The organism is Shinella sp. AETb1-6 (assembly GCF_009826875.1).
Classification (GTDB): Bacteria; Pseudomonadota; Alphaproteobacteria; order Rhizobiales; family Rhizobiaceae; genus Shinella; species Shinella sumterensis.
On the sequence record NZ_WUMM01000003.1, the window covers coordinates 57561 to 77608 of the forward strand.

Genomic DNA, 20048 nt, shown 5'->3' on the forward strand with positions numbered 1-20048 from the left:
CGATCGGGCCACGGGTCTAGGGGCAGCGACGCAGTTGCATATCGCGGCGATGGAACTTTTTCAGCGGAATCCGTTTCTCTTAAACCCGCCCACGACTGACAAGGACAGCAGTCGGTCACATCAAAGCGCAAGCTCTGGAAGAGAAGATGGATTTCACCTCGACGGTTTCCCTTAAGGTCAACGGCCAGCCTTACCAGCTCACGCTGGACAATCGCACCACGCTGCTCGATGCCTTGCGCGAGCATCTGCACCTCACCGGAACGAAGAAGGGTTGCGATCATGGCCAATGCGGCGCCTGCACGGTTATCGCCGATGGTCGCCGCATCAATTCTTGCCTGTCGCTGGCGCTGATGCACGAGGGCGACGAGATCACCACCATCGAGGGGCTGGGTCAGCCGGAAAACATGCATGCAATGCAGTCTGCCTTCGTTCGACATGATGGCTTTCAGTGCGGCTACTGTACGCCGGGGCAGATCTGTTCCTCCGTGGCGGTTCTTCAGGAAATCGCCACGGGGATACCCAGCCACGTCACCGAGGATCTGACGGGCACGATCGCGCTTACGCCGGAGGAAGTTCGCGAGCGGATGAGCGGCAATATCTGTCGGTGCGGTGCCTATTCCAACATTCTCGACGCCATATTCGAGGTTGCGGAGGGCACGCCATGAGAGCCTTTACCTATGAGCGGGCCACGTCCGTCCAGGAAGCGGCCAACCTGGTGGCCGCTTATCCCAATGCGAAGTTCATTGCCGGAGGCACCAATCTCCTGGACCTGATGAAGCTGGAAATTGAAAGGCCGGCGCGATTGATCGATGTCAACGGTTTGGGGCTTGACCGGATCGAAGCCACACCTGAAGGCGGTTTGCGCATCGGCGCGCTGGTCCGCAACACGGACCTTGCGGCGCATGACACGGTTCGGCGCGATTACGGATTGCTGTCCCGTGCGCTGCTGGCGGGGGCATCCGGACAATTGCGCAACCGAGCCACCACGGCGGGAAACCTGCTGCAGCGCACGCGTTGCCCATATTTTTACGACACCAACCAGCCCTGTAACAAGCGCAACCCCGGCAGCGGCTGTGCCGCGATCGATGGTTTTAGCCGCCAGCACGCCGTAGTGGGCGTGAGCGACGCCTGTATCGCCACCCATCCGAGCGACATGGCAATCGCCATGCGCGCGCTCGACGCGACCATCGAAACTGTGAAGGGCGATGGCACCGGGCGCACGATACCCATCGCCGATTTTTACCGCCTGCCCGGCGAGACGCCACATATCGAAACCGACCTCGAGCACGGCGAGATCATCACGGCGGTGGTTCTGCCGCCGCCGGTCGGCGGAAGGCAGGTCTACCGGAAGGTGCGTGACCGCGCCTCCTATGCCTTCGCGCTCGTTTCAATCGGCGCGGTGGTCCAGTCCGACGGCACGGGCCGCATCGCTGTCGGCGGCGTGGCGCATAAGCCATGGCGTTCGGAAGAAGCCGAGGCGGAGCTTGCGAACGGACCGGGCCGGGCCGCTGCGGTCCTGATGGCCGATGCCCGTCCGACAGAACAGAACCGTTTCAAGGTCGATCTGGTCGAGCGCATGGTCGCTGCGATCTTCACGGAAGCGAGGGGGTAAGACATGCAGTTCGACAAGCCAGCAACCACAAATCCCATTGATCGGCTCAACGTTGTTGGGCGACCTGTTCCGCGCGTCGACGGTGAGCTGAAGACGACCGGCAACGCCCGCTATGCCTACGAATGGCATGATCCGCAGATGGATTATGCCTACGGCCACCCTGTCGGCGCCGCCATCGCGAAGGGCCGTATACGGTCGATCGATACGGAGGCCGCAAAAAAGGCGCCGGGTGTGCTGGCTGTGGTGACGACACTCGATGTCGGCGAGCGCGAGAAGGGCAAGTACAACACCGCGACGGTGTTCGGCGGCGACAAGATCCAGCATTACCATCAGGCCGTGGCCGTCGTCGTGGCGCGCTCTTTCGAGGAGGCCCGCGCCGCAGGCGCTCTCGTCAAGGTCGAGTACGCGCCTGAGGACGGCGCCTACGATCTCGAAGAGGCGATGGATGGTGCGGTGAAACCCGACGATTCGGACAAGCCCGATACCGCCGTCGGTGATTTCGAGCGGGCCTTCGCCGATGCGCCGGTGACGCTCGACGCCTTCTACAGGACGCCCGACCAGTCGCATGCGATGATGGAACCGCACGCCTCCGTCGCCGCCTGGAAAGACGACGATCTCACGATCTGGACATCCAGCCAGATGATCGATTGGTGGCGCAGCGATCTCGCGACCACGTTGGGCATCGACAAGGAACGGGTTCATCTGATGTCGCCCTTCATTGGCGGCGGCTTTGGGGGCAAGCTTTTCCTGCGTGCGGATGCCGTTCTGGCGGCCTTCGCCGCAAAGGCGGCCGGACGACCCGTCAAGGTGGCGTTGCCGAGGCCGCTGGTGGCCAACAACACCACCCACCGTCCGGCAACTGTCCAGCGCATACGCATCGGCGCGGAACGTGATGGCCGGATTACGGCGATCGGCCATCAAAGCTGGTCCGGCGACCTTCCCGGCGGCCAGCCGGAGCTCGCTGTCAACCAGACGCGTCTCCTTTATGCCGGGGCAAACCGCAAGACGGCAATGCGGCTTGCCACACTCGACCTGCCGGAAGGCAATTCCATGCGCGCGCCCGGTGAGGCGCCGGGCATGATGGCGCTTGAAATCGCCATCGACGAAATGGCGGAAAAGCTGCAAATGGATCCGGTCGAATTCCGTATTCTCAACGATACGCAGGTCGATCCCGAAAAGCCGGAGCGCCCCTTTTCTCATCGCAATCTTATCGGTTGTCTCAGGTTGGGTGCGGAGCGTTTTGGTTGGCAGAAGCGCGGCGCGCCCGCAACGCGGCGGGAGAACGGCGTCCTGATCGGCGTCGGTGTCGCCGCCGCTTTCCGCAACAATCTTCTGATGCCTTCTGGTGCGCGCGTTCGCCTCGATGGCGACGGCATGATCACGGTTGAAACCGACATGACCGATATCGGCACGGGCAGCTACACGATCATCGCCCAGACGGCGGCGGAAATGATGGGGGTCGATATCGACCGGGTGACGGTGCGTCTGGGTGATTCCCTGTATCCCGTTTCGTCCGGTTCCGGCGGCCAGTTCGGCGGAAACTCGTCGACATCGGGCGTCTACGCGGCCTGTGTGAAGTTGCGCGCGGCGGTCGCCGCCAGGCTCGGCTTCAACACGCAGGATGTTGTTTTCGACGGTGGCCGGGTCCGCTCCGGCGACCGGGCGGTGCCGCTCTCCCAGGCAGCCGGTGCGGACGGGCTCATCGGCGAAGACACGATGACATGGGGGGATCTCGACAAAACCCACCAGCAATCCACCTTCGGCGCGCATTTTGTGGAAGTCGGGGTCGATATCGTTACCGGCGAGACGCGCATCCGCCGAATGCTGGCCGTCTGTGCGGCGGGCCGCATCCTCAACCCACTCACCGCACGAAGCCAGGTCATCGGTGCCATGACGATGGGCGCGGGGGCGGCCCTGTCCGAAGAACTGGTGGTCGATACGCGCCGCGGCTTCTTCGTCAATCACGATCTCGCCGGTTACGAGGTGCCTGTTCATGCGGACATCCCCCATCAGGACGTGATCTTCATGGATGAAACCGATCCGTTCTCATCCCCGATGAAAGCGAAGGGCGTAGGAGAACTGGGCCTTTGCGGTGTCGCAGCGGCCATCGCCAATGCGATCTACAACGCCACCGGTGTCCGGGTGAGGGACTATCCGATAACACTCGACAAGCTGATCGGCGGGTTGCCCGAGGTCGCGTAGGGCGAGCATGATGAACGACTGTCCGGGTTTGATATCGTCCTGCCTTGCGGCGGCCCGCACCGATGTCGATACGCGGGACGACGTCATCGCCGCTGACGGAAAACTCGGATGAAGCAAATCACTCCGGTCGTTTGTTTTGGGCGCATCAAGCACGCCACGCTGGGACCGCAGGAGCGATTGCCTTATCACTCGAATATCAGTTTCTCCATCAACGCCTTGAGCTCCCTGGCGACATCGAAGCTGTTCTCCTGGTGTTGACGCCGGCAGAACAGTTCGCAGCTCCACCAGCCTTTGTACCCCGTCGATTTTACCGCATCGACCCAGCTTTGCAGGTCGAGAACGCCTGCGCCGGTGGGCACATCCCGCAGCGCTGCCTCGTTGGGTACGCCCCCGCTATAGGCAAGGGAATCGCAAAGATGCACGCCGTAGATCAGGTCCTTGTCGAGGCGAGCGACACGCTCCGGACTGTCGCCCGACGTATAGGCGTGCCAGAAGTCGATCACGAAGCGCACGTTGTCCCGTTTGCACAGATCGAGAATCCGCATTTGCGCATCCAGGCTATTCAGAGGGGTCCAGGAAAGAGATTCGAGATAGACTATAAGCCCGTAGGTCGCCGCTATATCGGCGACCGCCCGGAGATTTGACGCCGTGCGTTCAAGTTGCTCCGTTTGCGGCAGGTCGATCAGGCCTCGGTACAGATCGGGGTGATGTTTTTTGGCATCGGCTTCAAAAACCCTGATATCCAGCGGCCCGGTGATCGCTTCAATCCCCCTGGCGCCGGCGGCGCTGGCGAGCACACACAAGGCTTCCGCCTCCTGCAGCATTTGCTTTCGAGCCTCTCCCTGCCGTTCGAGATCGATCAGGAAGCCGATACCGGGAAGGAAGAGACCGTCAAGCCGGGCTTTGAGCGCCTGTTCGTCGTGACCGGCGTCGAAATAGGCGGAGATCTTGGCGCCGGACGTCTCCAGTCCGTCGAAGCCAACGCTTTTGGCGATCTCGATGTCGATCGCCAGCGAATTCGGTTTCGACGCCATGGAATGAAAAACGAGTTGGTTGTGGGATTTGATCACGGTCGGGCTCCGATGGTCCGTTTACTGGCTGACGACAACCGGCCGACGCTTCTGCGCGGCCTGAATGGCTTCTGCGACCTGAAGCGCGATGACATTGTCTTCGCCGAGCGAAAGCCAGATCCCGCCATTTTTTTGCGGAAGCGCCAGGAAAGCCTCCAGTGTCGACATGTGCTGGTCTCTGTCCCGCACAGGAATGAGTTCATTTCGGCCGTTCAGGCGCCGCACGAGGGTTCCTGACCCCTTTCCGCTGAGCGTCCCATGGGCAACGAGCGTTCCACGATCGCCTGCGAGCATCACGACGCTTTCGAATTCCGCTGCCGTGAAACTCTCATACGCCTGCAGGATCGCGCCACCGGACATCTCGATTGCATAGGCGCGTTGATCCGCGGCGATGAGCGCAGATGCGGCAACCGCTTCCTGCCCGGTCAGAAACCGGGCGAGATCGATGTCCTCCAAAGTGATGTCGAGCAGGGCTTGCTCGTGATCAACGACGTCGTCGATATGTCGGTTCGGTGGAGGGTGAAAAGGCGCGCCACGCGCGATCAGCAGGGATTGCAGGGTGCCTATTTCGCCCTCTTGCAGCAGGCGGCGCATCGTCTGGTGCGGTGACAAGGCACGAAGTGGCTGGTTGATCGCGAGGATCACGCCGGCCTTCGCGCAGGCATCGGTCAGCTCTGCGGCGACGCGGCTGCCGCCTGCGATCGGGCCGTCGCACAAGAGATGCTTGCCCTCCGCGGCGGCAGCCAGGATGTAATGTTTCCGTCGGCTCCTCGCCGCGCTGACATAGGCGAAGCCGACACGTTTATCGCGCAGGGCTTCGCGTGCGTCGATGGTGATGCCGGGTATTTCCATGTCCTGCGAAAAATGCGCGGCGTATCTTTCGTTACGGCTGACGACCCAAAGCGGCTGGTGGCCTGCCGCGCGGATCGCCGCAACCATGTGCTCCGTTGCAATCGTGCCTGTGCCCATGACGGACCAGCCGGTGGCTTGCGTAGGGTGCACTAAAATCCTCCTCTTATCGCCTTGAGATTGATCCGGGGCGCCTTGCGGCACAACTTCGCAGATGATTGATACCTTTAGCGATATGACGTATTTTGAGCGTCATAATGCGTCACTTTTGAGGGGCCGGAATGGATCATCTGGGTAGAGACGGTAATGCTTTCGCGGCAAATCTCAGGACACTCTGCGGGCAGCACGGCTCCGTCGCTGCGGTCTGCCGCAAGATCAATGTCAACCGGCAGCAGTTCAACAAGTACCTCTCCGGCGCCCATGTCCCATCGGCAGCCAACCTTCGGATCATCGCGAACTATTTCGGGCTCAGCGTGCCGATGCTGTTTGCCGATCCCGACGAATTCCGCACCCTTGTGGAAGGCAATTTCTTTCACGCCATGGCGACGGCCCGTCAGATGCCCGAATTCACGCGTTTCGTTTCCGACATGATCGTGGAGAACAACAGGGCGGATCACGACGACATTGTGGGTGTCTACGATCGCTACCAGTTCTCCTCGATCTACAAGGGCTTCGTGCTGCGCTCTGCCTTCTGCATCTACCGCAACAACGAGTTCCTCCAGCACTATTACGTCGAGCGTTTCCCAAGCTTCGATAATCCGAAGAAGACGGAGTACGTCTTCAAATATTACGGTTTCTGCTTTCCCGTCGCCGACCGTTTGTTCACAGCCGATTTCGAGGGTATCCAGTCCAACGAGCTGACGTTCGGCGTCTATGCTCAGGTCAAGCGCAATGCCAAGCGGTTCATGTTCGGCATCTCCAGCGGCATCGCGGCGACCGTCTTTCGCCAGCCGTATTCCACGAAGGTGGCCTTGCACTATCGCGGCCCGGGTCTGCTGGGCCGCGATCAACTCAAGGACCTGACAGTTCTCGATCGCAACGACCCGGCCATTCCCCGCGAGGCCCTGCAATATCTCGGCGATGGCTCGGACATGATCCAGATGAGCTGACGTCCCGCCACCCTAGGGATGGAGTTCGACCGCAAGCCAGACGCTGTCGGTATCCGCATAGTAGCGGTGCCAGGGATAGGTCCATTGATTTTCGCCTGTCACCCGGCAGAAGGGGTCGTGCGAATAGCCGATCGGCATGACGACGTCCTCGTAGATCTCAGCGGCATCCCGCGTCTTGAACTTCTGCATGCGGCCCGAGCCATGGATCTGCGTATGGGTTTCCAGGAACGGGTGCTCGTTGTGGATGAAGCAATCCGTATCGCCGGGCGACCACCAGAGATTGAGCTTCAATGTGAAGGTCTGCGGCGCCTCGGCGCTCGCACGTTCATTGGTAAAGACCCGTGGATCGAGAATAACCGTGCCGATCGTATCCTGCGCCGAGATGTAAAGCGGCGTATCGCGCGGAAAGCTGCGGATACGATTTCCCAGCCAATCCCAGCCCCGGAACATGCAGCCGCCCAGATTGGTCGGGTTGACGACCTTGATGACGGCGGCTCGCTCGGCTGAACGGATGCGCCCGCCCTTCAGCCAGGTGGATTTCCACGCCGGGACGATGGCGGGGTGTTCATCGCCGGTCACCATGGGGGAGGGGCTGATATTGACGACGATCGCGTCGGCCACATCGTAGTCGACCACATTTTCCACAAGCGTCGCCGTGATGAACGCGTCCGCGAAAGCCAGGTCTCTGCTCAGGTTCTGCACTGCAATGCCTCTCGTCTCTTTCTGTGCCCTAAACAAGCCACACCGGATGGCGTCAAAGAAGTTCGCGGCGCAACTTATTTCTTCGCATCATGGCGCAAAATCCGCTTCAGCTTGCGAAGGATGCGCAGCCGGCCGCCTTTCAGCTTCTGGCGTTCTTCCGTGGCGACATGACGCGACATCCGGTCGATATTAGCCAGTCGAATGATGCAAAACTGCGCTCAATGTGCGTCACCTTGCGTCAGCGTTTCAATTGCTGCGAACTTGCGATGCGTCACGCTCCGCCGAAGAATGCGGCTCTCATCGGAAGACGCCCCGAGCTGCTGATCTTCCTGTAAGCACCATAACGATATTTCAGAGGGTCGATCACATGAAACTGACAGGTGGCCAAGTCGTCGCGAAGGCTTTGAAGGAATACGGCGTCGAATATGTCGCGGGCGTGCCGGGCCATGGCATCTGGTCGCTGTTCGACGCATTCCTGCAGGAGGGATCGGAAATTCCCTTCATCCAGGTCATGCATGAGCAGAGCGCGGTTCACATGGCCGATGGCTACTATCGCGCTTCGGGCAAGCCGATGGCGTGCTCGACCTCTGTCGGTCCCGGCGCCGCAAACACCATCATCGGCCTTGCCACCGCCTATTGCGACTCGACCTCGCTCTTTTACGTTTCCGGTTCGCCCCAGACCTACATGCACGGCCACGGCACCATGCAGGAGCTGGAGCGCCAGCAGGACAACGCCTTCCCGCGCATCACCGAACAGGTGACGAAGCGCGCCTGGCAAGCCAATTCGGTGCAGGTCCTCCCAAGCATTATGCACCGTGCCTTCAGCGAATTGCTGACAGGCCGACCGGGTCCGGTCCATGTCGAAGTCCCGATGGACGTGCAGGTCGAGGCGGCGGATGTGACCATCCATCCGCTTGGCAAGCGCCTGCCGGTCGGTGTCGCCTATCCGGATCCCAAGGCCGTCGAAGCAGCGTTGAAGGTTCTTCTTTCCGCCGAACGCCCGGTTATCGTCGCCGGCGGCGGCGCGATCACGGCAAACGCCTCGGCCGAGCTGACGCGTCTTGCCGAAAAGCTCGGTGCGGCCGTCTCGATCACCTGGAACGGCAAGGGCGCGATTTCCGAAGACCATGCGCTTTTCATCGGCGCAGTCGGGCAGACGGGCACGACCTGCGGCAACAAGATCACCGCGTCCGCCGACGTGGTCGTTTCCGTCGGCTGCCGATTCACCGATTGGTCGGCGTCCTCCTATGCCAAGGGCGTCTCGTTCTCGATCCCTTCGGCCAAGCTCATTCACATCGACCTTGATCCGCGTGAGATCGGCAAGAACTACGAGACAGAAGTCGGCATCGTCGCGGACGCCAAGGTGACTCTGGAGGCGATCCTGTCACTGATCTCGGACGCAGATGCCCAGAAAATGCAGGCACGTCGAGAACCGTTCCTCGCCGACGTGCAGAAGGCCAAGGCCGATTGGCGCGCTCTGGTCGAGCCGCGCGAAAACAGCCGCGAGACGCCTTTCACCTCGCAGCGTCCGCTCGTGGCGCTGCGCAAGGTGCTCGACCGCGACGGCATCGTCGTCGTCGGCTCGGGCAACACCCAGGGTTCCGTCAAGCAGAGCTTCCCGGTCTACGAGCCGCGTACCCATATCACGTCCGGCTCCTATTCGCCGATGGGCTGGGCGGTTCCGGCGGCACTCGGCGCCAAGCTCGCCTGCCCGGACCGTCAGGTCGTTTCAATCGTGGGCGACGGCGATTTCATGATGTCGTTGCCGGAAATGGGCACGGCGGTCATGAACGGCATCAACGTCGTCTTCCTTGTCCTGAACAACCAAGGCTACATGTCGATCCGCGGCGGCATGCGCAAGTTCATGGGCCGTCACATCGCCTCCGAATTCAACCATCACGCGGGCAATGGCGCCCCCTATTCGGCGGATATCGCGGCCTCTGCCCGGGCGTTCGGTCTGCAGGCCTGGAAGGTCGAAAAGGACGAGGATCTCGAAAGCAGCCTGAAGGCGGCGCTCGAATGCGGCGGCCCCGCGCTTGTGGAGGTCATCGTCTCGCGAGACGCGGCCGGCCCCTTCGCAACCGGTTGGTGGGATTTCCCGTCGCCGGCCTACTACGAGAAGGAACAGGCGGCCTACGCAGAGATGCGCGCCCGCGAGCAGCACCTCTGATTGCTTGAGCGGGGAGGCGACAGCCTCCCTGCAACCCTCCCAAGACCATTGATGACGCGGCGCCACCGGTGGCCGCGAACGAAGAGACTTTGTCATGATCCGGCACATCAAAACGGCCACGGCCACCATCGAAGACGGCGGCACCGACAGCGCGGTCACCAAGGCAGTCGAAGCCCTTCTGGCAAAGGTCAGGGACGGTGGCGACAAGGCGGTTCGGGAACTCTCCGTCCAGTTCGACAAGTTCGACCGGGACTCCTATCGCCTGACCAAGCAGGAAATCGCAGCCTGTATCGATGCGCTGTCGATCCGCGAACGCGAAGACCTCGATTTCGCCCAGGAGCAGATCCGCCGCTTCGCCGAGGCGCAAAAGGCGGCGCTGAAGGATATCGAAATCGAGACCCTGCCCGGCGTCGTGTTGGGGCACAAGAACGTGCCGATCCAGAATGTCGGCTGCTATGTTCCGGGCGGCAAATATCCGCTGCTCGCCTCCGCCCACATGACCGTGCTGACGGCGAGGGTTGCCGGCTGCGAGCGCGTCATCACCTGCGCACCGCCATTCCAGGGAAAAATTGCGGAGAAGATCGTCGCGGCGCAGGCACTTGCCGGCGCCGACGAGATTTATTGCCTCGGCGGCGTGCAGGCGATTGCCGCCATGGCCTATGGCACCGAGACGATCGAGCCCGTCGATATGCTGGCCGGCCCTGGCAACGCCTATGTGGCGGAAGCCAAGCGCCTGCTTTTCGGCCGCGTCGGCATCGACCTTTTCGCCGGCCCGACGGAAACGCTTGTTATCGCCGACGACAGCGTTGATGGAGAGCTCGTCGCAACGGACCTGCTCGGTCAGGCCGAGCACGGCGTCAACTCTCCGGCGGTGCTCATCACCAATTCGGAAAAGCTGGCGCGCGACACGCTCGCGCAGATCGAGCGGCTGTTGAAAATCCTGCCGACAGCGGTCGTTGCCGGCAAGGCCTGGGAAGACTTCGGCGAGATCATCCTGTGCGACACGGTCGAAGAGATGCTGTCGGAAGCCGACCGTGTCGCCTCCGAGCATGTCCAGGTCATGACCCGCGATCCGGACTACTTCCTCGACAACATGCGCAACTACGGTGCGCTGTTCCTCGGCGCACGCACCAATGTCGCCTTCGGCGACAAGGTGATCGGCACCAATCACACGCTGCCGACCAACAAGGCGGCCCGCTACACCGGCGGCCTGTGGGTTGGAAAATTCCTGAAGACCTGCACCTACCAGAAGATCCTGACCGACGAGGCTTCCGCCATGATCGGAGCCTACGGCTCGCGGCTTTGCCTCATGGAAGGTTTTGCCGGCCATGCCGAGCAGGCCAACATCCGCGTCCGCCGCTATGGCGGCCGCAACGTGCCTTATGCGGCGGCGGTCGAACCGGCCGACGCATAGTCCATGCGGCAGGTGCCGGGAGTTCGCACCTGCCATCCACATTCAACCACCAGAGCAAATACAGGGGAACATAATGAAACTGATTACGCTTCTTGCCGCCTCAATCTCGCTTCTTCCGGTCGCCGCAATGGCCGAGAGCAAGGGAACTGTGGAAGGCATCCATCACTGGGTTTCCGAAAGCGAAGTCAACGCGCTGAAAGTGATTACGGACAAGCTCGCTTCGAAGGGTTACACTTGGCAGGACAGCGCCGTCGGAGGCCTTTCCGGTGCGAACGCCTTGCAGGCGCTCAGGACGCGCCTTGCCGCAGGCAATCCGCCGACAACCATGCAGTTCCTCGGCTACGAAGGCCTGGACTGGGCGAAGGAGGGCGTCCTGCGCTCCCTCAACGATCTCTATGCCAAGAACGGCTGGGACAAGGCGCTGGCGCCGCAGCTGCTCGCCTTCGTCAAGAGCGACGACACCTTCATCTCGCTGCCGATCAACATGCATCGCCAGAACTGGGTATGGGCCAACAAGGCCGTTTTCGACAAGGCGGGTATTGCCGAACCGAAGAGCTGGGACGAGCTCATCGCGGCCGGTGACAAGCTCAAGGCAGCCGGCGTCGTGCCGCTGGCCATCGGCGACGAACCCTGGCAGATCCTCGAGGTCTTCGAAGCGATCGTGACCGATGTGAATGGTACGGAGTTCTACAAGAAGGCGGTCATCGATCTCGATGAAGCCGCTCTTTCCAGCGACCAGATGATCGATGCCTTCGACAAGCTGCGCAAGGTGCGCGGTCTCGTCGACGATGGTTTCACCGGCCGCGACTGGGCGGTGGCGACGGGCATGGTCGCAAGCGGCAAGGCCGGCATGCAGATCATGGGCGACTGGGCCAAGGGTGAGTTTCTGGCCAAGGGCATGAAGCCCGGCGAAGATTTCCTGTGCTTCCCGACGCCGGCCGCAACCGCGAACTTCAAGTTCATCATCGATGCCTTCGGTGTGTTCAACAACGACGATCCGGCCGTCATCGCTGCGCAGGATGCCTGGGCGGAATCGATCATGGACCCGGAGGTCCAGAAGAACTTCAACAAGATCAAGGGCTCAATTCCGGCCCGGTCGGATGTCTCGGTCGAGGATTTCGACGCCTGCGCCAAGCGCAGCTTCGCCGATCGTGAAGCGGCTGTTGCCAGTGGCAACATGGTGGGCGGCCTGACGGAGGGCTTCGCAGCCCCGCCGCAGTTCTCCGGCGTGTTCAGCGACGTCGTCGGCAAGTTCTTCGTCACCGACATGTCCTCCAAGGACGCCGTCCAGGCTCTGGTCGACGGCATCAACAACGCGCGCTGATCGCTCGTTCCGAAATGCCCGTCGGACAATTCCGGCGGGCATTTCGGGCATGAATATTATGAAACGGTGGGATGACTGTCATGCGCAGTACACTTTCGCTGAAGGATAGATTCTCGCGATGGCTGCCGCGGCTGGTCCTTTCGCCAAGCCTCGTCGCCATCATCGTCGGCGTCTATCTCTTCATTGCCTGGACGGGCTGGATTTCCCTGTCGTCGTCGAAAATGGTTCCGAAATACGACTTTGTCGGACTGGAGCAATATATCCGCCTGTGGTCGACGCCACGCTGGGAAACGGCGGTCGCCAATCTCTTCGTGTTCACCGTGCTGTTCCTGGCGATCACGATCGCGATCGGCCTGCTGATCGCCATCCTGCTCGATCAGCAGATCCGCGCCGAGGGGTTTTTGCGCGCCGTCTATCTCTATCCGATGGCGCTGTCCTTCATCGTGACGGGGACGGCCTGGAAGTGGATTCTCAACCCGGATCTCGGCGTCGAGAAGGTCGTCAACGATCTCGGCTGGACCGGTTTCGTCTTCGACTGGATCACGCGGCCCGAATACGCCATCTACTGCGTCGTCATTGCCGCTGTCTGGCAATCGACCGGCTTTGCCATGGCCATCTTCCTGGCCGGCCTACGCGGCATCGACACGTCGATCATCAAGGCCGCACAGATCGAAGGCGCGAGCCTGCCGCGCATCTATCTCAACATCATCGTGCCGATGCTGCGCCCGGCTTTCCTGAGTGTCATCGTCCTCTTGAGCTACATCTCGATCAAGAGCTTCGATCTTGTGCTGGCTCTGACCGGCGGCGGCCCCGGCAATGCGACGGAGATGCCGTCCACGTTCATGTTCTCCGCCACCTTCCGGCGCAACCAGATGGGTGTCGGGGCTGCAAGCGCCATCATGATGCTCATGACGGTCGCCGCCATCATCATTCCCTATCTCTATTCGGAGCTGAAGGAGGCGCGCAATGAGCACTGAGGCTCGCTCCGCGCGCCGCGCGCATCAGTTCGGCCGCCTTTTCATCTACGGATCGCTGATCGCGCTCGCCATCTTCTATCTGATGCCGCTCTGGGTGATGATCGTCACCTCGCTGAAGTCGCTCGACGAAATCTATTCGGGCTCCTTTATCGGCTTGCCGCAGGCGATCACCTTCGAGGCTTGGGAAAAGGCCTGGGGGCAGGCCTGTATCGGTACGGCCTGCGATGGCCTGCGCCCCTATTTCGTCAACTCGCTGCTGATGGTCATTCCGGCGGTTGCGCTGTCCACCGCGATTGGCGCGATCAACGGCTATATCCTGACGAAATGGCGCTTTCCCGGGGCGAACTTCGTCTTCGGCCTGATGCTGTTCGGCTGTTTCCTGCCGTTCCAGGCCGTCATCCTGCCGATGGCTCAGCTTCTGGGCAGCCTGCGTCTGTCGGGCACGATCCCCGGTCTCGTGCTGGTGCACACGGTGTACGGCATCAGCTTCACCACGCTGTTCTTCCGCAACTACTTCATCACCATTCCCGATGAACTGACGCGGGCGGCGCAGATCGATGGGGCAGGGTTCTTCCGCATCTTCTTCTCCGTCATGCTGCCGGCGGCCCTGCCCATCATCGTCGTGTCGTGCATCTGGCAGTTCACCCAGATCTGGAACGACTTCCTGTTCGGCGTGTCCTTCACGGCCGGCCAGTCCTCCCCGATCACCGTTGCGCTCAACAACATCGTCAACGTCACGATGGGCCGCAAGCAGTACAATGTCGACATGGCCGCCGCCATGATCGCCGCCATCCCAACCTTGGTCGTCTACATCGTCGCGGGCCGCTATTTCGTCCGCGGGCTGACGGCCGGCGCCGTGAAAGGCTGAGCCCATGTCCACTCTTGAAATCGATCGCGTCCGCAAGGCCTACGGCAATCTGGAGGTTCTGAAGGAAGTCTCCATCTCCATCGGCACCGGCGACTTTCTCGTGCTGCTCGGGCCTTCCGGCTGCGGCAAGTCCACGCTGCTCAACATGATCGCCGGATTGGAAACGGTAACCGGCGGCGAGATCCGTATCGCCGGCAGGACCGTCAACGACCTGTCGCCGAAGGATCGAGACATCGCCATGGTGTTCCAGTCCTACGCGCTCTACCCGACCATGACCGTGCGGCAGAACATCGAGTTCGGCATGAAGATCCGCAAGGTCGCGCAGGCCGACCGCGACAAGGCCGTGAAAACAGCCTCCGATCTGCTTCAGATCACCCATCTGCTCGACCGCAAACCCTCGCAGCTCTCGGGCGGTCAGCGCCAGCGTGTCGCCATGGGGCGCGCCATCGTACGTGAGCCGAAGCTCTTCCTGTTCGACGAACCCCTGTCGAACCTCGATGCCAAGCTGCGCGTGGACATGCGCACAGAAATCAAACGACTGCACGCGCGTCTCGGTACGACGATCGTCTATGTCACGCATGACCAGATCGAAGCGATGACGCTTGCCACCCGCGTCGCCGTGATGAAGGACGGCGTGGTGCAGCAGCTCGACGAACCGCAGGCGGTCTACGACCGGCCAGCCAATGTCTATGTCGCACGCTTCGTCGGCTCGCCCGCGATGAACATCGTGCCGGCCCTATTGGAAGCGGACGGCACGGCGGTGATCGGGATCGCGCGCCGGCCGGCGGCGCGCATCGGCGGGATCGCGCTTTCGGCGGATGCCCTGCGTCGCTATGCCGGGAAGAAGGTCCTGGTTGGCATCCGTCCGGAGAATTTCTCCATTGCTTCAACCGGCAGCCCCGCTCCTTCGCTGACCATCGATTTCGACGTCGTCGAGCCGACCGGGCCGGATACGCTGGCCGTCTTCCAGCTTGGCGGCGTGGAAGTGACCGCCCGTCTCCCGCCACGGCAGGCCCATGCGGGTCGCGAAGCCGCGCTGGCGGTCGATACCTCGAAGATCGTGCTGTTCGACAGTGAAACCGAAACGCGCATCGACTGAAAGACCTTTCATGACCGAGACGGCAGACATCGTCATCATCGGCTCCGGCATCGGCGGAGCCTCCTTGGCCTACAGCCTTGCGCCCTCGGGCCTCAGGATCGTCATTCTCGAACGGGGAGGGCATCTGACGGACAGCCCCGAGGCGCGTGACGACATTGCCATCTTCCAGAAGGGCTTTTACCGGTCGTCCGAGGAGTGGTTGGGGACGGACGGCGAAAGCTTCCTGCCCGGAAACTACTACTATGTCGGCGGCAATTCGAAGTTCTTCGGTGCCGTCATGTACCGCTACCGCCGAGAGGATTTTTCCCCGCGCCGTCACATGGACGGTGCATCGCCGGGCTGGCCGCTCACCTATGATGATCTGTCGCCGTGGTATGATGCTGCCGAGGCGATCTTCAAGGTGCGCGGCTCCGTCTCCGGCGATCCGACGGAACCGCCGCACGAAAAGCGTTACGATTATCCGCCGGTTCCCGACGAACCGGCCATGGCTGCGGTGCGCCGCCGGCTTGAAAAGGCCGGGGTTCATCCCGCGTCCCTGCCCCTGTCGATCGATATCGAGGCTTGGCTGAAGCGGGCCAAGACCGGCTGGGACGCCTTTCCGAACACCGGAACAGGCAAGATCGATGCGGAGGTCGGCCCGCTCGCCGGCGCGCTTGCGCATCCGAATGTCAGCCTCGTCACCGGTGCCAGCGTCAGCCGCCTCGAGACCGATCCGAGCGGGCGTCGTGTCGTTGCAGCCGTCTATGGGAAGGACGGGATCGAGCATCGGATCTCGGCGGATCGCTTTGCCGTGGCGGCCGGTGCCGTTCAGACCGCGGCGCTCCTTCTGCGCTCGGCCAGCAAGGCGCATCCGTCAGGCCTCGCCAATGGCTCCGACCAGCTCGGCCGTAACTTCATGAACCACAACACGACCGCGATGCTGACGATCGATCCCTTCGCCGCCAACAGCTGCGTTTATCAGAAGACCATTGCCTTCAATGATTTCTATAACGAAGACAACGAGTACGGCTTTCCTCTCGGGAATGTGCAGCTTCTTGGCCACATCACCGGCAACATCCTCAAGGCCAATCTGCCGATGCCGGCGCCGGCATGGTTTGCGCGGCTCATGGCGCGCTACGCCTATGGCTGGTTCCTGACAAGCGAGGACCTGCCCAATCCTGAAAGCCGGGTCATGGTTCGCGACGGGCGGATTGTTATGCACTGGATCCGATCGAACATGCGTGCGCATGAGGCGCTCATTCGCAAAACCCGCGCAGTGATGCGCAAAGCCGGCTTCCCGATCGTGCTGACACATACCTTCGGCCGCAAGACGACGTCGCATCAATGCGGCACGGCCCGCCTCGGCGACGATCCGAAAAACTCCGTCGTCGATGTGAACTGCCGCAGCCACGATGTGGAGAACCTCTACATCACGGATGCCTCGGTGCTGCCGACATCGGCTGCCGTCAACCCGGCGCTGACCATTGCCGCGCTCGCTATCAAGGCGGGTGCCGCCATTGCGGGAGGAAAGTGATGACGGTTCGCGACATGGGATCGGCACGCTACGGCATTTCTCCGCGTCAGCCGGAAGAACTTCGCACCTTCGACTATATCGTCGTCGGCGGCGGTTCGACGGGCTGCGTCGTCGCTGCGCGGCTGTCGGAGGACCCGGATACGCGTGTTCTCCTGATCGAGGAGGGGCCGCGCGACCTCAGTCCCTATATCCACATTCCCGGCGCCTACTACAAAACGGCGCAGGGGGATCTGCTGAAGCGCATTCCCTGGGAGCCGATGCCAGAGCAGGAACGGACGGATACGCCGACCATGGTACAGGCGCGCGTGCTGGGCGGCGGCAGCTCGGTCAACGCGATGATCTACATCCGTGGCGTGCCTGACGACTACGACCAGTGGGTGGAGCTTGGCGCGGAGGGATGGGGCTATCGGGATGTGCTGCCGTTCTTCAAGCGTGCCGAGGACAATAACCGCTTCTGCAACGAGGCGCATGGCGTCGGCGGGCCGCTCGGCGTTTCCGATATCGAGTATATCCACCCGCTGACCCGCGCGTGGTTGCAGGCCTGCCAGCAGGCGGGACTACCATACAACCCGGATTTCAATTCGGGCGCCCCGGCCGGTTGCGGCCTCTATCAGATCACGGCGAAGAACGGCCGGCGCAGTTCCGCTGCCGTCGCTTATCTCGGACCGGCCCGCAAACGGCGCAATCTGCGCATCGAGACGGGAACCACTGTCACTCGCCTTATCATCGAGAACGGACGGGCCATCGGCGTCGAGTGCGTGAAGGGAAGGCGCAGCATCGTCTACCGCGCGGATCAGGAGGTCATTATCTCGACCGGCGCGATCGCCACGCCGAAGCTTCTGATGCTGTCCGGTATCGGTCCTGCGGAGCAACTTCAAAAGCACGGCATCCAGGTCCACGCCGACCTGCCCGGCGTCGGTCAGAACCTGCAGGACCATATCGAGATTTCCCTCGTCTACCAGTTGAACGGACCGCACAGCTACGACAAGTACAAGAAGCTGCACTGGAAGGCTGCTGCCGGCCTGAATTATGCGCTTTTCCGCAACGGACCGGCGGCATCCAACCTCATCGAGGGAGGTGCCTTCTGGTGGGGTGACAAAACACAGGCGACGCCGGACGTCCAGTATTTCATGGTTGTCGGCGCCGGCATCGAGGAGGGGGTCGATGCGGTGCCGGGCGGCAACGGCTGCACGGTCAATTTGGGGCAGATCCGGCCGCGGTCGCGCGGTGAGGTTACGCTGCTGAGCGCCGATCCGGCAGCGAACCCGCGCGTGGCGCCTCGCTATTTCTCCGAGGCTTACGATCTCGAAGCCATCACCGATGGAACGATGGCGGCGCTCGATATCATGGAACAGCCCGCCATCGCGAAATTCGTGGCGGCGCGCCACACGCCGGGCCCCTCGCTTCGGACGCGTGAGGAGATCCGGGCTTTCTGCGTGAAGGACGCCCACGCTGCCCTGCATCCGGCTGGAACCTGCCGGATGGGCCGCGACGACATGGCCGTGGTCGATCCGAAGCTTCGCGTGCACGGCGTCGAGCGCCTTCGCATCGCCGATGCGTCCGTCATGCCGACGCTGATTTCCGGAAACCCCAATTCCGTCTGCATCATGATCGGCGAGCGCGCCGCGGATTTCTTGCGGACTTGAACAAAAATGGCGTTGCGTTTTATTGCGTAAATTCGCCTATTCGTGCATAAGTGAATCGAGTTTGTGCACGAAGAGGCAAGACAATGAATCCGAGCATCGTGGTCTTCGATATCGGCGGTGTGTTGATAGACTGGAACCCGGCCTATCTCTATCGCAAGCTCCTTTCGGATGACGTGGCGGTTTCGGCGTTCCTGAGCGATATCTGCACGGGCGCGTGGAACGAGCAATTCGACGCTGGCCGCCCCTTCGCCGACGGTATTGCCGAACTTACGGCGCGCCATCCCGAACAGGCCGAGTTGATCGAGGCCTACTGGCTGCGTTGGCATGAAATGCTGGGCGGCGAGATTGCTGGAACCGCGGAGTTGCTCGGTCGCCTGAAGGCGGGTGGCGTTCCCGTGCATGCGATCTCGAACTGGTCGGCCGAGACTTTCCCACGCGCCAGGGAGATTTTCCCGTTCCTGGATGTGTTCGAGGTTCTTGTCGTCTCGGGTACGGAAAAACTCGTCAAGCCGCATGCACCGATCTTCGAGCGCTTTCTGGAGCGCGCAGGCGTTCGTGCGGAACAATGCCTGTTCATCGATGACAATGCTGCGAACATCGCCACGGCAGCGGCGCTGGGATTTCACACAGAGCATTTCCGGAGCGCAGAGGTGCTTGAAGCGCGTTTGATATCGCTTGGCCTTTTGGCGCGCGAAACGGAGGCGATGGGGTGAACGCAGACAGAAAGGAACTGGCGGCGCTCTCTCCGGAGGAGCGGCAGGCTGTCATTATCGAGAGGATCAATACCGCAGGGCGCGTGCTCGCCGCGCCATTGGCGCAGGAGTTCGGTGTCTCCGAGGATTCGATCCGCCGCGATCTGCGCGACCTTTCGGATGCCGGCCTCGTGCAACGGTTCCACGGTGGCGCGGCACGGCTTGTCACGCCGGCACTTGATTTTCATCGCCGTGAAACGCTCCATTCCGAAGAGAAACAGGCGATTGGCGGCGCGGCCGCGGCCTCCATCCCCCAAGGCGCGACGCTCCTGGTGGATTCCAGCACGACCATCGTGCGTTTCGTGCGCGCCCTTTCGCCGACGCTTGACGTGCGCATCATCACGACTGCCGTCGATGTAGCCGCCGCGGCGCTGGACCATCCATCCGCCGAGGTGATCATGCTCGGCGGGCGTCTCGGCCGGTTGACGCGTAGCGCCACAGGCGTTGCGGCGATCGATGCGATCCGCGCCCTGCGCGTCGACTACTGCATTCTCGGCACTTGTGGCGTTGCCGAGGACATGACATTGCGCGCTGACGATTACGAGGACGCGCTCCTGAAATCAGCGATGATCCGCGCAGCAAACAAGACCCTGCTTCTGGCCACTGCCGAAAAGCTCGGCCAGACGGCGACCTATGAGGTGGCGCCTGTATCCATGATTTCAACGCTGTTCACCAGCAGCAAGAATACAGCGATCCTCAAGGCCATACGTGATGTTGGCATCGATGTGGAAGCGGTTTGAC

Annotated in this window: 18 protein-coding genes; 15 read left to right on the forward strand and 3 right to left on the reverse strand. The window is 61.8% G+C overall.

Annotated elements, in window-relative coordinates; genetic code table 11:
• Window positions 1-95: 95 nt before the first annotated feature.
• The 3 genes from paoA to paoC are packed head-to-tail and all read left to right on the forward strand — an operon-like array spanning window position 96 to window position 3814.
• Entirely contained in the window at window positions 96-665 is a 570-nt protein-coding gene (gene paoA / locus GR158_RS05930) for an aldehyde dehydrogenase iron-sulfur subunit PaoA (RefSeq protein WP_305851968.1), read from the forward strand.
• Window positions 662-1612, forward strand: coding sequence for a xanthine dehydrogenase family protein subunit M (locus GR158_RS05935; RefSeq protein ID WP_160870343.1), 951 nt, complete (start codon window positions 662-664; stop codon window positions 1610-1612). The genes paoA and GR158_RS05935 overlap by 4 nt, the downstream gene beginning before the upstream one ends.
• 3 nt (window positions 1613-1615) lie before the next feature.
• Window positions 1616-3814, forward strand: a complete 2199-nt coding sequence (gene paoC, locus GR158_RS05940) for an aldehyde oxidoreductase molybdenum-binding subunit PaoC (protein WP_160870344.1) — start codon at window positions 1616-1618, stop codon at window positions 3812-3814.
• Between the two features lie 185 nt (window positions 3815-3999).
• On the opposite strand, the gene GR158_RS05945 is transcribed toward paoC, so the two are convergent.
• Window positions 4000-4884, reverse strand: coding sequence for a sugar phosphate isomerase/epimerase family protein (locus tag GR158_RS05945; protein ID WP_371731621.1), 885 nt, complete (start codon window positions 4882-4884; stop codon window positions 4000-4002).
• A gap of 21 nt (window positions 4885-4905) precedes the next feature.
• Window positions 4906-5853: a Gfo/Idh/MocA family protein gene (locus tag GR158_RS05950; protein WP_160870345.1), complete on the reverse strand. Its 948-nt coding sequence runs from the start codon at window positions 5851-5853 to the stop codon at window positions 4906-4908.
• Window positions 5854-6014: 161 nt separating this feature from the next.
• Between GR158_RS05950 and GR158_RS05955 the strand changes: the two genes are divergently transcribed.
• Entirely contained in the window at window positions 6015-6842 is an 828-nt protein-coding gene (locus GR158_RS05955) for a helix-turn-helix domain-containing protein (RefSeq protein ID WP_134646457.1), read from the forward strand.
• A gap of 12 nt (window positions 6843-6854) precedes the next feature.
• Here GR158_RS05955 and GR158_RS05960 read toward each other — a convergent pair whose 3' ends face one another.
• Entirely contained in the window at window positions 6855-7544 is a 690-nt protein-coding gene (locus GR158_RS05960) for a hypothetical protein (protein ID WP_371731622.1), read from the reverse strand.
• Window positions 7545-7633: 89 nt separating this feature from the next.
• Between GR158_RS05960 and GR158_RS05965 the strand changes: the two genes are divergently transcribed.
• The 11 genes from GR158_RS05965 (at window position 7634) to GR158_RS06015 (ending at window position 20047) form a co-directional block, all read left to right on the forward strand.
• Window positions 7634-7879 carry a hypothetical protein gene (locus GR158_RS05965; RefSeq protein WP_160870346.1) on the forward strand — a complete coding sequence of 82 codons (246 nt, stop codon included), beginning with the start codon at window positions 7634-7636 and terminating at the stop codon, window positions 7877-7879.
• Between the two features lie 32 nt (window positions 7880-7911).
• On the forward strand, window positions 7912-9714 hold the full coding sequence (locus GR158_RS05970; RefSeq protein ID WP_160870347.1) for a thiamine pyrophosphate-binding protein: 1803 nt from the start codon (window positions 7912-7914) through the stop codon (window positions 9712-9714).
• A gap of 94 nt (window positions 9715-9808) precedes the next feature.
• Window positions 9809-11128, forward strand: a complete 1320-nt coding sequence (gene hisD / locus GR158_RS05975) for a histidinol dehydrogenase (protein WP_160870348.1) — start codon at window positions 9809-9811, stop codon at window positions 11126-11128.
• A gap of 73 nt (window positions 11129-11201) precedes the next feature.
• On the forward strand, window positions 11202-12452 hold the full coding sequence (locus GR158_RS05980) for an ABC transporter substrate-binding protein (protein ID WP_160870349.1): 1251 nt from the start codon (window positions 11202-11204) through the stop codon (window positions 12450-12452).
• A gap of 80 nt (window positions 12453-12532) precedes the next feature.
• Entirely contained in the window at window positions 12533-13429 is an 897-nt protein-coding gene (locus GR158_RS05985; RefSeq protein WP_160870350.1) for a carbohydrate ABC transporter permease, read from the forward strand.
• Window positions 13419-14297, forward strand: coding sequence for a carbohydrate ABC transporter permease (locus tag GR158_RS05990; protein WP_134646470.1), 879 nt, complete (start codon window positions 13419-13421; stop codon window positions 14295-14297). The genes GR158_RS05985 and GR158_RS05990 overlap by 11 nt, the downstream gene beginning before the upstream one ends.
• Window positions 14298-14301: 4 nt before the next feature.
• Window positions 14302-15396, forward strand: coding sequence for an ABC transporter ATP-binding protein (locus GR158_RS05995; RefSeq protein ID WP_160870351.1), 1095 nt, complete (start codon window positions 14302-14304; stop codon window positions 15394-15396).
• A 10-nt stretch (window positions 15397-15406) separates the two neighbouring features.
• Window positions 15407-16909, forward strand: a complete 1503-nt coding sequence (locus GR158_RS06000) for a GMC oxidoreductase (protein WP_160870352.1) — start codon at window positions 15407-15409, stop codon at window positions 16907-16909.
• Between the two features lie 14 nt (window positions 16910-16923).
• The gene (locus tag GR158_RS06005; protein WP_160870634.1) at window positions 16924-18555 is read left to right on the forward strand and encodes a GMC family oxidoreductase; all 1632 of its coding nucleotides are present in this window, start codon (window positions 16924-16926) and stop codon (window positions 18553-18555) included.
• An 83-nt stretch (window positions 18556-18638) separates the two neighbouring features.
• On the forward strand, window positions 18639-19268 hold the full coding sequence (locus tag GR158_RS06010) for an HAD-IA family hydrolase (RefSeq protein WP_160870353.1): 630 nt from the start codon (window positions 18639-18641) through the stop codon (window positions 19266-19268).
• Complete coding sequence (locus GR158_RS06015) at window positions 19265-20047, forward strand: DeoR/GlpR family DNA-binding transcription regulator (RefSeq protein WP_160870354.1); 783 nt, start codon at window positions 19265-19267, stop codon at window positions 20045-20047. Before GR158_RS06010 ends, GR158_RS06015 begins: the two co-directional genes overlap by 4 nt.
• Window position 20048: the final 1 nt, after the last annotated feature.